This is a genomic window from Kitasatospora sp. NPDC092039 (assembly GCF_044756065.1).
Lineage (GTDB): Bacteria > Actinomycetota > Actinomycetes > Streptomycetales > Streptomycetaceae > Kitasatospora.
Map to the genome: position 1 here is coordinate 206,762 of NZ_JBIVSD010000009.1, position 13,472 is coordinate 220,233.

Consider the following 13,472-nt stretch of genomic DNA (forward strand, 5'->3'; position numbering starts at 1 on the left):
ACCAATCGGCACCGAATCTGATCGATTTTGTACGAATACCGGGCATGTCGCATCAATCATTTGCGCGATTTGTCCGTATTGTTACTCACTAGATCGTGATCTTTCGCTAAAGCCGGGCGCGGTTGCTGCCGAAGCAGACTGTGACCCTTTCCGAACGCGGAACACTCCGACCGCCCCCATCGGGGTTCCGTCCGCCACTCCCCGCAGGAGGCCTGGTGTCGGTCCTTCTTGAGCACCCCGCAAACGTGGTCGCCTACCGGCCGACCAAGCCCACCGCCATGGTGGTCATCGCCGATCCCCGCGTCCGAAACACCGTCACCCGCCACCTGTGGGCACTCGGTGTCCGGGACGTGATCGAGGTGTCCTCGATCGCCGAGGCCCGCCCCCGGGTCTCCACCCCTCGTGACATCTGTGTCGCCGACGTCCACCTCCCGGACGGCTCCGGGCTGACCATCCTCGCCGAGACCCGCGCCGCGGGCTGGCCCAACGGCCTGGCGCTGTCCGCCGCCGACGACATCGGCGCGGTCCGCAGCGCGCTGGCCGGCGGCGTCAAGGGATACGTGGTGACCGGCACCCGGACGAACGTCGCGATGACGGGCCGCCCGGGCCTGCCGCTCGGCGCCGCCGGGCTGGCCGGCCGGATGCGCCGCCCCGGGATGCCGGGCATGCCGGGCGCGGCCGGCGCTCCGGGCGCCCCCGGAGCCCCCGGAGCGCCGGGCGCGCAACAGGCCGCCTACCGCGAACTCTCCGGCCGCGAGGTCGAGGTGCTTCGCCTGGTCGCCGAAGGGCAGTCCAACAAGGCGATCGGCGTGGCGATGGGCCTGTCGGCACTCACCGTCAAGAGCCACCTCGCCCGGATCGCCCGCAAGCTGGGCACCGGCGACCGCGCCGGCATGGTCGCGGTCGCGCTGCGCACCGGCATCATCCACTGAGCCGGACGCTCCGGACCGCTGCGGCGGCCGAGGAGGAACGTTTCCTCCTCGGCCGCCGCAGTGCTGTCCCCGGGGCCCGCGACACGCGGGTCGCGCCGCCGGGGCGGGCGGGCGTTCCCCCGGCCGGGTGGCAGTCTGACCAGTCCGACAACACTCCCGGCCGCGAGGACCGTCGTACCCTTGGGGGGTGACCGACGCCGTAGCAGCCATCCCAGAAGAAGCAGCCCCGGTCCCGCTCCTCGAGCCGAGGGAGGGGATCCCGCCCGTGGTGGCGGACGAGCAGGCGCTGGCCGACGTCGTCGCGGCCTTCGCCGCGGGCACCGGACCGGTGGCCGTCGACGCCGAACGGGCCTCCGGCTACCGCTACGGGCAGCGCGCCTACCTCATCCAGTTGCGCCGCGCGGGTTCCGGCTCCGCCCTGATCGACCCGATCGCCTGCCCGGACCTCAGCGCCCTCGGCAAGGCCGTCGAGGACGCCGAATGGGTGGTCCACGCGGCCTCCCAGGACCTGCCCTGCCTGGCCGAGGTCGGCATGAGACCCCGGCAGCTGTTCGACACCGAGCTGGCCGGGCGGATCGCCGGCTTCGCCCGGGTCGGCCTCGGGCCGATGACCGAGAACGTGCTCGGCCTGAGCCTGGCCAAGGAGCACTCCGCGGTCGACTGGTCCACCCGCCCGCTTCCCGAGCCGTGGCTGCGCTACGCCGCTCTGGACGTCGAGGTGCTGGTCGAGCTGCGCGACGCACTCGAACAGGAGCTGGACGCCCAGGGCAAGCTCGGTTGGGCGCTGGAGGAGTTCGCCGCGATCGCCGCCGCTCCCCGCCCGGCCCCGCGCACCGACCCGTGGCGCCGCACCTCGCAGCTGCACAAGATCCGCCGCCGCCGTCAGCTGGCCGTGGTGCGCGAGCTGTGGCTCGTCCGCGACCGGATGGCGCAGGACCGCGACGTCTCCCCCGGCCGGGTGCTCGCGGACGCCGCGATCGTCAACGCCGCGCTGGCCATGCCGCTGAACATCGCCGCCCTGCAGGCCGTCCAGGGCTTCGGCCCACGGGTGCACCGGCGCCAGCTGGAGCAGTGGCTGGCGGCCGTGCAGCGCGCCCGGGAGATCCCGGAGAACCTGCTGCCGCCGGCCGCCGCGCCGCACGACGGACCGCCGCCGCCGCGGGCCTGGGCCGAGAAGGACCCGGTGGCCGCCGCCCGGCTCTCCGGCGCGCGCAGCGCGATCAGCGAGCTGGCCGAGCGGTACCACCTGCCGGCCGAGAACCTGATCACCCCGGACCTGGTCCGGCGGGTCTCCTGGCAGCCGCCGGCCGACCCGGACCCGGAGAGCGTGGCCGCCGCGCTGCGCGGGCTCGGCGCCCGGCAGTGGCAGGTGGACCTGGTGGCGCCGGCGATGGCCGCCGCGTTCGCCGCGGCCGCGACCGCGACCCAGGGCTGACCACCCGGGTCCGGGCGCGGCGCGGGGCCGCCGCGGTCCGGGCCGACCGGCAGCACCACGAAGGGGATGTCGTCCGTTCGGGCGACATCCCCTTCGTGGTCCCCGGGAACGGCAGTGCTGGTGGGACGGGGCGGGAACGTGTCCGGGGACACATGGTCGGATCCCTCCGAGGGGCCTGGGCAGGTTGGTTACCGGCGGGTAGCATGACCGTGATGCGGCGCCGCTCGGGTCTTCGACGGCGGCAGTCCGCCCACCTCAAATGTTGGTCCCTGGGAGGAGAGCCCCCGTGCCTCGTACCGCGAGGGATGTCGTCTTCGTCGATGGCGTCCGCACCCCGTTCGGCAAGGCCGGCCCGAAGGGCATCTACCACGAGACGCGCGCCGACGACCTGGTCGTCAAGTGCATCCGGGAGCTCGTGCGCCGTAACCCGAACCTGCCCGTCGAGCGCATCGACGAGGTCGCCGTCGCGGCCACCACGCAGATCGGCGACCAGGGTCTGACCATCGGGCGCACCGCCGCCCTGCTGTCCGGCCTGCCGAAGTCCGTCCCCGGGTACGCGATCGACCGCATGTGCGCCGGCGCGCTGACCGCCGTGACCACCACCGCCGGCGGCATCGCCTTCGGCGCGTACGACGTGGTCGTGGCCGGCGGCGTCGAGCACATGGGCCGCCACCCGATGGGCGAGGGCGTCGACCCGAACCCGCGCTTCGTCTCCGAGAAGCTGGTCGACGAGTCCGCCCTGTTCATGGGCATGACCGCGGAGAACCTGCACGACCGCTTCCCGCACCTGACCAAGGAGCGCTGCGACGCCTACGCCGTGCGCTCGCAGGAGAAGGCCGCCAAGGCGTACGCCAACGGCGACATCCAGCCGGACCTGGTGCCGATCTCGATCCGCAACACCAACCCCGAGGTCGGCGAGACCGGCTGGGGCCTGGCCACCGTGGACGAGCCGCTGCGCCCGGGCACCACGATGGAGAGCCTGGCGGGCCTCAAGACCCCGTTCCGCCCGCACGGCAACATCACCGCGGGCAACTCGGCCGGTCTGAACGACGGTGCCACCGCCTCGCTGCTGGCCGCCGAGGACGTCGCCGAGGAGCTCGGCCTCCCGGTCAAGATGCGCCTGGTCTCGTTCGCCTTCGCGGGCGTCGAGCCCGAGGTCATGGGCATCGGCCCGGTGCCGGCCACCGAGAAGGCGCTGGCCAAGGCCGGTCTGACCATCGACGACATCGGCGCGTTCGAGGTCAACGAGGCCTTCGCCGTCCAGGTCCTGGCCTTCCTCGACCACTACGGCATCGCGGACGACGACGAGCGGGTCAACCCGTACGGCGGCGCGATCGCCTTCGGCCACCCGCTGGCCTCCTCCGGCGTGCGCCTGATGAACCAGCTGGCCCGCCGCTTCGAGCAGCGCCCGGACGTCCGCTACGGCCTCACCACGATGTGCATCGGCTTCGGCATGGGCGGCACCATCATCTGGGAGAACCCGCATTGGAGCGGAGCGGAAAAGTCGTCTGCGTTCGAGGGTGGTAAGTGACGATGAGCAACACCACTGAGCTGCTCCAGCGCGGCGCCGAGCTGTTCCCGGGCGAGGTCGTCACGACCGCGCACGTCCGCCACCTGGACCTGCCGCTGCAGGCCGGCAGGCTGGCGCTGATCACCCTGGACAACGGCTTCGACCACACCAAGCCGACCACCTTCGGCCCGGGCTCGCTGCTCAAGCTGGACGAGGCGCTGGACCAGGTCGAGGCCGAGGCCGCCGAGGGCAGGATCGTCGGTGCCGCGATCACCGGCAAGCCGTTCATCTTCGCGGTCGGCGCCGACCTCAAGGGCGTCGAGGTGCTCCAGCACCACGCGGACGCGCTGGCCATCGGCAAGGGCGGCCACGAGGTCTTCAAGCGGATCGCCGCGCTGCCCGTCCCCACCTTCGCCTTCTACAACGGCGCGGCGATGGGCGGCGGCGTCGAGGTCGGCCTGCACTGCGACTACCGCACGGTGTCGGCGGGCGTCCCGGCCTTCTCGCTGCCCGAGGTCTTCCTCGGCCTCGTCCCCGGCTGGGGCGGCTGCACCATCCTGCCGAACCTGATCGGTGCCGGTAAGGCCGTCAAGGTCATCATCGAGAACTCGATGAACCAGAACAAGCAGCTCAAGGGCAAGGACGTGTTCGAGCTGGGGATCGCCGACGCGATCTTCGAGCCGGCCGACTTCCTGGAGCAGTCGCTGCTGTGGGCCGCCAAGGTCCTCAAGGGCGACCACGTCGTCGAGCGCGAGGCGATCGACCGCGGCAAGGCCTGGGACGACGCCGTCCTCTGGGGCCGCATGGTCGCCGACGGCAAGGTGCACGGCGCCGCCCCGGCCGCCTACAAGGCGCTGGACATCATCGCCGCCGCCAAGGACTTCGACCTCGCGGACAAGGCCGGCCTGCAGGCCGGCTTCGACGCCGAGGACGCGGCCCTGGCCGACCTCATCATGAGCGGCGAGCTGCGCAGCGGCATCTACGCCTTCAACCTGGTGCAGCGCCGGGCCAAGCGCCCGGTCGGCGCGCCGGACAAGTCGCTGGCCCGCCCGGTCACCAAGGTCGGCGTCGTCGGCGCCGGTCTGATGGCCTCCCAGCTGGCGCTGCTGTTCGCCCGCCGTCTGGAGGTGCCGGTGGTCCTCACCGACATCGACCAGGAGCGCGTCGACAAGGGCGTCGGCTACGTCCACGCCGAGATCGACAAGCTGCTCGGCAAGGGCCGGATCGGCAAGGACAAGGCCAACCGCCTCAAGGGCCTGGTCTCCGGCTCGCTGGACAAGGCCGCCGCCTTCGGCGACGCGGACTTCGTCATCGAGGCCGTGTTCGAGGAGATGGGCGTCAAGCAGGCCGTCTTCGCGGACCTGGAGGACGTCGTCTCGCCGACCTGCGTGCTGGCGACCAACACCTCCTCGCTGTCGGTCACCGAGATGGCCTCGAAGCTGAAGCACCCCGAGCGGGTCGTCGGCTTCCACTTCTTCAACCCGGTCGCGATCCTGCCGCTGCTGGAGATCGTCCGCGGCGACTCGACCGACGACGCCTCGCTGGCCACCGCCTTCGCGGTGTCCAAGAAGCTGAAGAAGACCTCGGTCCTCTGCAAGGACCGCCCGGCGTTCGTGGTGAACCGGATCCTGACCCGCTTCATGGGCGAGATCCAGAGCATCATCGACGAGGGCACCCCGATCGCCGACGTCGAGAAGGCCGTCGAGCCGCTCGGCCTGCCGATGTCCCCGATCGTGCTGCTGGAGCTGGTCGGCCCGGCCATCGCCCTGCACGTCTCGGAGACCCTGCACGGCGCCTTCCCGGAGCGGTTCACCGTCTCGGAGAACCTCGCCAAGGTGGTCAAGGCCGGCAAGCGCGGCTTCTACACCTGGACGGACGGCCAGCAGGTCCTCGACCCCGAGGTGCTGGAGCTGCTGACCTTCGGCGACTCGGTGCTCACCGAGGAGCAGGTCCGCGCCCGCGCCCTGGACGCCGTCGCGCAGGAGATCGGCCTGATGCTGGAGGAGGGTGTCGTCGCCGAGGCGCAGGACATCGACCTCTGCATGATCACCGGTGCCGGCTGGCCCTTCCACCTGGGCGGGATCACCCCGTACCTGGACCGTGAGGGCGTCTCGGAGCGGGTGAACGGCAAGCGCTTCCTCGCCCCCGGCGTGGCCTCGGTGCCCGCGTAAGGCACACCCGGCCCGTCCACGGAGGAGCCCCGGTGACCGCATGGTCGCCGGGGCTCCTCCGTGTGTACGGAGCTGCCGCCAGGGTGCCGTGTGTACGGGCTGGATGCCTGTGTGCGGAGCCGCCGAGGGACGGGTGTGTACGGAGTGGTCGCCCGACCGGCCGCGGACCGGGGCCTCAGTGCTTGAGGCGGTAGACCACGGTGTCGGCGAAGACGCCGACCATCTCGTAGTGGGTGTCCAGCAGGTTCTCGATCCGCGGGACCATCACCGGCTGGTACGGGGCGATGCCGGAGTCGTCGACCACGACCTCGGGCAGGCCGTTGGCCAGCTCCTTGTCGAAGGTCTGCCAGGCGTTGGCGACGCTGAACTGCTCCCCGACGTTCTGGTTGCCGTCCTTGCCGCCGCTGTAGTTGGTGAGGAAGCCGGCCGTCAGGTAGCGGGTGGCGGGCTTGCGGTCGGCCAGCCAGTACAGCTCGGGGTGCATCCCCCAGACCAGCAGCGTGTCCTTGGGGGTGGTCTGGGCGGCGATGGCGGTGGCGACCTCGGTGGTGCGGTTGAGCCGCTCCCCCGGCCAGGCCAGCGCCAGGCCCCAGAACACCGTCGCGGCGGCCGTGGTGTACACCAGGACGGGCTTCCAGCGGACCGCCGAGGTGGCGACCGCCCCGGTGCCCAGCAGCACCAGCGGCGGCATCAGCTGGAGGTAGTAGTGGCCGAAGAAGTGGAAGCCCACGCTGACCGCGACGACCGAGGAGAGCAGCCAGACCCACAGGTCGGTGGTCGAGCCGTGCTCCTCACCGGCCACCGGCAGCGGGCGGTGCCGGCGCTTGAGCCAGAGCCGGCGCCCGACCGGGAGCAGGAAGCCCAGGCCGGCCCCGGCCAGGATGGCCGAGTTGCCGAGCGCCCGGCCGACCATCTGGAGCCAGGCGCCGCCGAAGGAGGCGTAGTCGCCGCTGCCGGTGACCACCCAGAAGAGGAAGCCCTTGGGCTTGGTGAGGATCACCGCGACCAGCGCTATCGGCAGGATGAAGCCGAACCCGATCTTGAACAGCGCGGGCGGCCAGCGCACCCCGCGCCGGCGGGTGTCCTGGAACAGCATCCAGAGCACCGGAAGCAGCACCGCGCCGCCGGTCTGCTTGGTCAGTGAGCACAGCGCGACCGCGATGCCCGCGGCCAGCCAGCGGCGCCGTTCGGCGTACCGGAAGGCGGCCACCATGGCGGGCAGCATGAAGACCTCGAAGGTCGCCGCCTGGGTGTCCTCCGGGGAGAGCCCGATGGAGACCAGCAGGTAGAGCAGCCCGGCCCCGGCGCCGGCCCGGTTGCCCCAGCGGCCGCGGGCGATCGAGGCCAGCAGGATCGCGGTGACCAGGTGGGCCACCACCGCCAGGGTGCGCAGCGGCCAGAGCGAGGCGGAGCCGAAGACCGCGAAGCAGGCCTGGTAGAGCCAGGGCAGCAGCGGCGGCTTGCGGTCCACCACGGTGTCGTACAGCACTCCGCCGTCCGCCAGCATCCGGGCCTGGGTGGCCAGGAAGCCCTCGTCCGGGCTCCAGACGGGCCGGGCGAAGGAGGGGATGTGGGTGAGCAGCGCGACCAGCGCGAGCACCGGCACCAGCCTGGTCCAGTACCCGGTGAGCACACGGGTACGGACGCGCTCGGGCAGGCGCTCGGCCAGTCCGGTGAGGCGGAGGCGGGTGGGGGTCGGCACGGGTGACAACCTACCGGGCGGGATCGGCGCCGGTGGCGCCGGTCCCGCCTTTCAGTGCGATTGTCAGCTTGTTTCGTGACGAACTGTTACGAAGTTACGACGAACAGTCGGCGGCGGAACGGGTGACCGGTCCGACACGAACGGACCGCCGGTCCCTTCGGCGTGCCCGGTGCGGGCCTTCCACCGGCGCTTTCGTCCGCCGTGTCCGTCAGGCCTCGACCGGCGCCGCGTCCAGCTTGGCGACCAGGGTCTCCACCTTCCGGGCGATGTCCGGCCCGTTCAGGCCGATCTCGGCCAGGATCTCGGCCCGGCTGGCGTGGTCCAGGAACTCCTGCGGGATGCCGAAGTCGCGCACCGGCAGGTCCACGTCCGCGTCCCGCAGCGCCTGCGCCACGGCCGCGCCGACGCCGCCCACCCGGCCGTTGTCCTCGATCGTGACGACCACCCGGTGCTCGGCGGCCAGGCCCGGCAGGGCCGGGTCCACCGGCTTGACCCAGCGCGGGTCCACCACGGTGGCGGTGATGCCCTGGGCGGCCAGCAGGTCGGCGACCTCCAGGCTGGTGGGGGCCATCGCGCCGACCGAGACGATCAGCACGTCGGCGCGGTGGGCGCCGGAGGGCTCCTCGGCGGCGCGCAGCACGTCCATGCCGCCGATCCGGCCGACCGCGGGGACGGCCGGGCCGACCGTGCCCTTGGAGTAGCGGACCACGGTCGGGGCGTCCTTGACCTCGACGGCCTCGCGCAGCAGCGCGCGGACCTGCTCGGCGTCGCGCGGGGCGGCCAGCCGCAGGGTCGGGATGATCTGCAGCATCGACATGTCCCACATGCCGTTGTGCGAGGCGCCGTCGTCGCCGGTGACCCCCGCCCGGTCCAGCACGAAGGTGACGCCCAGCTTGTGCAGGGCGACGTCCATCAGGACCTGGTCGAAGGCCCGGTTCAGGAACGTCGCGTAGACCGCGAAGACCGGGTGCAGGCCGTTGGTGGCCAGGCCGGCGGCGCTGGTGACGGCGTGCTGCTCGGCGATGCCGACGTCGAAGATGCGGTCCGGGAAGGCCTCGGCGAACGGGGCCAGGCCGACCGGGTGGAGCATGGCGGCGGTGATGCCGACGATGTCCTCGCGCTCGTGGCCGAGCGCGACCATCTCCTCCGCGAAGACCGAGGTCCAGCTCCGCCCGCCGCCGCTCTGGATCGGCAGGCCGGTCTCCGGGTGGATCTTGCCGACCGCGTGGAAGCGGTCCTCGTCGTTGTTCTCGGCGGCGTGGTAGCCGCGGCCCTTCTCGGTGAGGCAGTGCACGATCACCGGGCCGCCGAAGCCGCGCGCCTTGGTCAGCGCGGACTCCAGGGCGGTCAGGTCGTGGCCGTCGATCGGGCCGATGTACTTGAGGCCGAGGTCCTCGAACATGCCCTGCGGGGCGATGAAGTCCTTGAGGCCCTTCTTGGCGCCGTGCAGCGTCTCGAACAGCTGCTGGCCGACCACCGGGGTGCGCTGCAGCGCCTCCTTGCCCCAGGACAGGAAGCGCTCGTAGCCCTGGGTGGTGCGCAGGGTGGCGAGGTGGTTGGCCAGGCCGCCGATGGTCGGCGAGTACGAGCGCTCGTTGTCGTTGACGACGATGACGAGCGGGCGGTCCTTGGCGTCGGCGATGTTGTTGAGCGCCTCCCAGGCCATGCCGCCGGTGAGCGCGCCGTCGCCGATCACCGCGACGACCGGGTCGCTCTTGCCCAGCAGCTGGTTGGCCTTGGCCAGGCCGTCGGCGTACGAGAGCACCGTGGAGGCGTGCGAGTTCTCGATCACGTCGTGCTCGGACTCGGCGCGGGACGGGTAGCCGGACAGGCCGCCCTTCATCCGCAGCCGGGAGAAGTCCTGGCGGCCGGTGAGCAGCTTGTGGACGTAGCTCTGGTGGCCGGTGTCGAAGAGGATGCGGTCGCGCGGCGAGTCGAAGACCCGGTGCAGCGCGATGGTGAGCTCGACCACGCCGAGGTTGGGGCCGAGGTGTCCGCCCGTCTTGGAGACCTCGGTCACCAGGAAGGTCCGGATCTCCTGGGCCAGTGCGGCCAGCTGTCCGGGCGTGAGCCGGTCGAGATCGCGCGGTCCCCGAATGCGGGTCAGCAGGGCCACCCGTTCCTCCTCGTTCAGTGTTCGCGGACCACGGCCGGTCCGACGGGCGTCGCTGCCCGGTCCGGCGGCAGGCCGACGGTCCCGGCCGGTGCCGACCGGTCGAGTCTAATGTCCGCCTGCCGGACACCGAGCGGCGCGCCCGGTGCCACGGTTCGGTTACCGCCATTCCGGGAGGTCGGGCCGGGGAGGCGGGTCACCCCGGTTTGACGGACGGGCGTTCGGCCCTGCTCGTCCGGTCGGCGCGGCTGTTCGAGCGCGACCCCGGGCGGCTCACCCCGCGCTGCCGCGCCGCCGCCGGCCTCAGGCGCGGCCCAGCGCGCCGGACTCCCCCATCTCGCTCATCACCAGGGCCAGCGCGCCGAGCACCTCGGCCCGGCCGCCGAGGGTGCCGGGGACGACCGAGAGCTGCCGGGCGGCGCTCGGGATCGCGTAGCGGGCCACCGAGTCCCGGATCGGGGAGAGCACCAGCTCACCGGCCTCGGCGAGGTCCCCGCCGAGGATCACCCGGCGGGGGTTGAGCAGGTTGCACAGGGTCGCGACGCCGGTGCCGATCTGCCGGCCCGCGTCGGCGATCACCCGTCGGCAGCCGAGGTCGCCCTGGTGGGCCAGCTCGACCACCCGGGGCAGGCTGAGGTCCGGGCCGAGGGTGGAGACGAGCAGCGAGAGCAGGTAGCGGGAGCCGACGAAGGTCTCCAGGCAGCCGCGGTTGCCGCAGCGGCAGACCGGCCCGGCCTCGTCCAGGGTGATGTGCCCGATCTCACCCGCGGTGCCGCCCGGGCCGCGGTAGATCTGGCCGTTCACCACCAGCCCGGCGCCGACGCCGCTGGCGACCTTGATGTAGGCGAGGTCGCTCAGCCCGCGGCCCGCGCCCCAGACCAGCTCGCCGAGCGCGCCCAGGTTGGCGTCGTTGTCCACGTGCACCGGCATGCCGAGCCGCTCGGCCAGCTCCCGGCCCGGGGCGATGCCCGTCCAGCCGGGCAGGATCGCGGTGGAGCCGAGCGCGCCCGTCTCCACGTCGATCGGGCCGGGCACGCCGAGGCCGACGCCGATCACCTTGTCGGGGCGGAACCCGGCCTGCGCCAGCAGCCGCTCCACCATCGCCTCGGCGCGGTCGAAGCCCTGCTGGGCGGAGACGTCGACGTCGATCGGGGCGCTCTCCTCGGCCAGCACCCGGTGGGCCAGGTTGCCGACCGCGACGCGCAGGTGGGTGTGGCCGAAGTCGATGCCGACCACGATGCCGGCGTCCCCGCTGAGCGAGACGCTGCGGGCACGGCGGCCGCCGGAGGAGGTGTCGGCGACCACGACGGTGCCGCTCTCCTTCAACTCCCGCACGATGTTGGAGACGGTGGCCGCGGACAGGCCGGTGCCGCGGGCGATCTCGGCCTGGGTGAGCGAGCCGGCCATCCGCACCGCGCGGAGCACCCGTTCCAGGTTCGCCCGGTGCAGCGAGGACTGCGAGCCCGGTGTGTCCGTCGACATGATCCACCCTCCCAGGGCGGGGACCCCTCCGCCGGGCGTCCCCTTCAACTCCTGAAGGGTACGGCCCGGGCGCCCGGACGGGGGCCCCGGCGGGAGTCTGCGGGCGCACGGGGAGCGCGGACGGCGGGCCACCGGCGCGGACCGTGGCGCGGGGCGCGGGCGTGGCGGCGCGGTGATCGGGGGGTGAAGGTGTTGCACGGCCTGGACCTGCGAGGACGGCGATCCGCGGTCCTGGCGGCGGCGCAAATCCGCACACCACTACCATGGTGCCCAATTCTCACCCGTCCCACCGGAGCCGTGGACGGCACCGGCAGGGGGACGCTTCCAGACATGACGGGGAATCAGATGGCAGGGGATCACCCTACGCCGGGGGCAGGCGAAACGCCCGGCAGCGGTCCGCAGGACAACCGGGGCGTCTCGTTCGGGCGCCCGCCGGGCGGTGGTGTCGATCCGGCCGCCGTCGCGGACCAGATGACGCAGCTCGACGGCGCGGCCGTTCCGGGCCCGGCCGCACCCGCGGGCCCGCCGCCCGCCCAGCCGCCGGCACCACCCGCGCAGCCGCCCGTCGGCAGCCCGGAGTACGCGGCGTACGCGCCGACCGCGACCGGGTTCCCCACCCAGGCCCCGCCGCCGCCCGGCGCCGCGCCGGTCGGCCCGTACGACCCGGTCCCCGGCGCCCCGTACGGCGCGCCGGACGCCGGGCAGGGCTACAACGCCGGCGGCTACAACTACCAGCAGCAGCCCGGGTACGGCTACCCGGTCGCGCCCGTCGCGCCCAAGCAGCGCAACCCCGTGATGCTGTGGGGCGGGATCATCGGCGGCGTGCTGGCGATCTCGATCGTGATCGCCCTGGTCGTCCTGCTCAAGGACCCCGATCCCAAGCCCGACCCGGGCCCGGGCCCGGTCGCCGCCGGGGGCACCGACAACGGCGGGTCCACCGGCGGCCCCGGCCCCGGCACCAAGGGCGGCACCTTCACCGTCGCCTGGAGCGCACCCAAGCCGGCCACCTCGGACAGCTCCAGCCAGCTGCTCGGCGTCTGGGGCACCGACAAGCTCGCCGTGCGCGCCGACAGCTCCGGCATCAAGGCCTACAACCTGACCGACGGCAAGGAGGCCTGGACCATCCCCGTCCCGGCCGGCAGCAAGGAGATGTGCACCGCCTCGTACGGCGCCAACTCCAAGGGCATCGCCGCCGTCTCCTTCAACACCGGCGACAGCGACTGCTCCACCGTCGGCGCCGTCGACCTGGCGCAGGGCAAGCTGCTCTGGAGCGTCAAGGTCTCGGCCGACCGGATGTCCTCGCCGACCCTCAGCGTCACCGAGAACGTGGTCGCCGTCGGCGGCAACATGGTCGGCGCCCTGAGCATCGCCAACGGCCAGCCGGCCTGGCAGTACCAGCCCCGCGACAAGGACTGCGTCCTGCGCGCCAAGGCGGCCGGCACCCAGATCGCGGTCAGCGACCGCTGCTACGGCACCAGCGGCCCGAAGTCCCAGCTGGTGATCGTCAACGCCGAGACCGGCAAGCCGGCCAGCACCCCGATCACCCTCACCGGCAGCATCGAGGAGGTCGACGCGGTCGTCCAGGACAAGCCGCTGGTGCTGCTGATGACCAACGGTCCGCAGGGCGACTACGTCCTGCCGTTCGACAAGGACAACAAGCCGGGCAACCAGATGTCCGTCAAGGAGCCCGGTTCGGACAGCCTGCGGCTCTCCGGCCAGGACGAGGCCGTCACCCGCAACGTGGTCAGCGGCACCACGCTGTACGTCCAGGTCAGCGGCAGCAAGTCGGGCATCAACGCCTACGACCTGAACACCGGCAAGCGGCTGTGGGCGGCCAACTCCGGTACGGCCAGCAACGACATGCGCCTGGTGGCCGGGACCGACAAGGACGGCAAGGTCCGCGCGATCGTCGACCAGGGCTACAGCAAGCCGGCCCGCCTCGTGACGCTCTCGCCGACCGACGGCTCGCTGTCCGACCTCGGCACCCTGGCCATGCCGAGCAGCATGAGCATCGGCAGCAGCAGCACCGAGTACCTGATCTCGGACGACGGCGCCGCGGTCTACGCGTTCCGCCGCTACAGCGCCAGCGACGGTCCGCTGACCAAGTGGAAGAAGTGACGCCGGGGG

At 72.6% G+C, this 13,472-nt stretch carries 8 protein-coding genes; 5 read left to right on the forward strand and 3 right to left on the reverse strand.

Features of this window, described 5'->3' with window-relative positions:
* Positions 1-215 precede the first annotated feature (215 nt).
* The 4 genes from ACIQI7_RS19740 to ACIQI7_RS19755 all read left to right on the forward strand — a co-directional run bounded on the left by ACIQI7_RS19740 (position 216) and on the right by ACIQI7_RS19755 (position 6,048).
* A complete protein-coding gene (locus tag ACIQI7_RS19740; RefSeq protein WP_401111472.1) occupies positions 216-932 on the forward strand; it encodes a LuxR C-terminal-related transcriptional regulator in 717 nt (238 codons plus the stop codon).
* A gap of 187 nt (positions 933-1,119) precedes the next feature.
* The gene (locus ACIQI7_RS19745) at positions 1,120-2,367 is read left to right on the forward strand and encodes a ribonuclease D (RefSeq protein ID WP_401111475.1); all 1,248 of its coding nucleotides are present in this window, start codon (positions 1,120-1,122) and stop codon (positions 2,365-2,367) included.
* A gap of 286 nt (positions 2,368-2,653) precedes the next feature.
* Positions 2,654-3,898 carry a thiolase family protein gene (locus tag ACIQI7_RS19750; protein ID WP_401111478.1) on the forward strand — a complete coding sequence of 415 codons (1,245 nt, stop codon included), beginning with the start codon at positions 2,654-2,656 and terminating at the stop codon, positions 3,896-3,898.
* 2 nt (positions 3,899-3,900) lie between these two features.
* Positions 3,901-6,048, forward strand: a complete 2,148-nt coding sequence (locus ACIQI7_RS19755; protein WP_401111481.1) for a 3-hydroxyacyl-CoA dehydrogenase NAD-binding domain-containing protein — start codon at positions 3,901-3,903, stop codon at positions 6,046-6,048.
* Between the two features lie 175 nt (positions 6,049-6,223).
* Here ACIQI7_RS19755 and ACIQI7_RS19760 read toward each other — a convergent pair whose 3' ends face one another.
* The 3 genes from ACIQI7_RS19760 to ACIQI7_RS19770 form a co-directional block, all read right to left on the reverse strand.
* Positions 6,224-7,750 carry an ArnT family glycosyltransferase gene (locus tag ACIQI7_RS19760; RefSeq protein WP_387757936.1) on the reverse strand — a complete coding sequence of 509 codons (1,527 nt, stop codon included), beginning with the start codon at positions 7,748-7,750 and terminating at the stop codon, positions 6,224-6,226.
* A 208-nt stretch (positions 7,751-7,958) separates the two neighbouring features.
* Positions 7,959-9,866 (reverse strand): 1-deoxy-D-xylulose-5-phosphate synthase, encoded by a 1,908-nt coding sequence (dxs, locus tag ACIQI7_RS19765; RefSeq protein ID WP_401111484.1) that lies wholly within the window; start codon positions 9,864-9,866, stop codon positions 7,959-7,961.
* Positions 9,867-10,166: 300 nt separating this feature from the next.
* The gene (locus ACIQI7_RS19770; protein ID WP_387757932.1) at positions 10,167-11,345 is read right to left on the reverse strand and encodes an ROK family protein; all 1,179 of its coding nucleotides are present in this window, start codon (positions 11,343-11,345) and stop codon (positions 10,167-10,169) included.
* A 471-nt stretch (positions 11,346-11,816) separates the two neighbouring features.
* On the opposite strand from ACIQI7_RS19770, the gene ACIQI7_RS19775 reads away from it, so the two are divergent.
* On the forward strand, positions 11,817-13,463 hold the full coding sequence (locus tag ACIQI7_RS19775) for a PQQ-binding-like beta-propeller repeat protein (protein ID WP_401111487.1): 1,647 nt from the start codon (positions 11,817-11,819) through the stop codon (positions 13,461-13,463).
* Positions 13,464-13,472: the final 9 nt, after the last annotated feature.

Bases quoted from the DNA above. Each gene is read 5' to 3' on its own strand.
- ACIQI7_RS19775 (WP_401111487.1), top strand. From the start codon at position 11,817: ATGACGCAGCTCGACGGCGCGGCCGTTCCGGGCCCGGCCGCACCCGCG.
- ACIQI7_RS19755 (WP_401111481.1), top strand. From the start codon at position 3,901: ATGAGCAACACCACTGAGCTGCTCCAGCGCGGCGCCGAGCTGTTCCCG.
- ACIQI7_RS19770 (WP_387757932.1), bottom strand. From the start codon at position 11,345: ATGTCGACGGACACACCGGGCTCGCAGTCCTCGCTGCACCGGGCGAAC.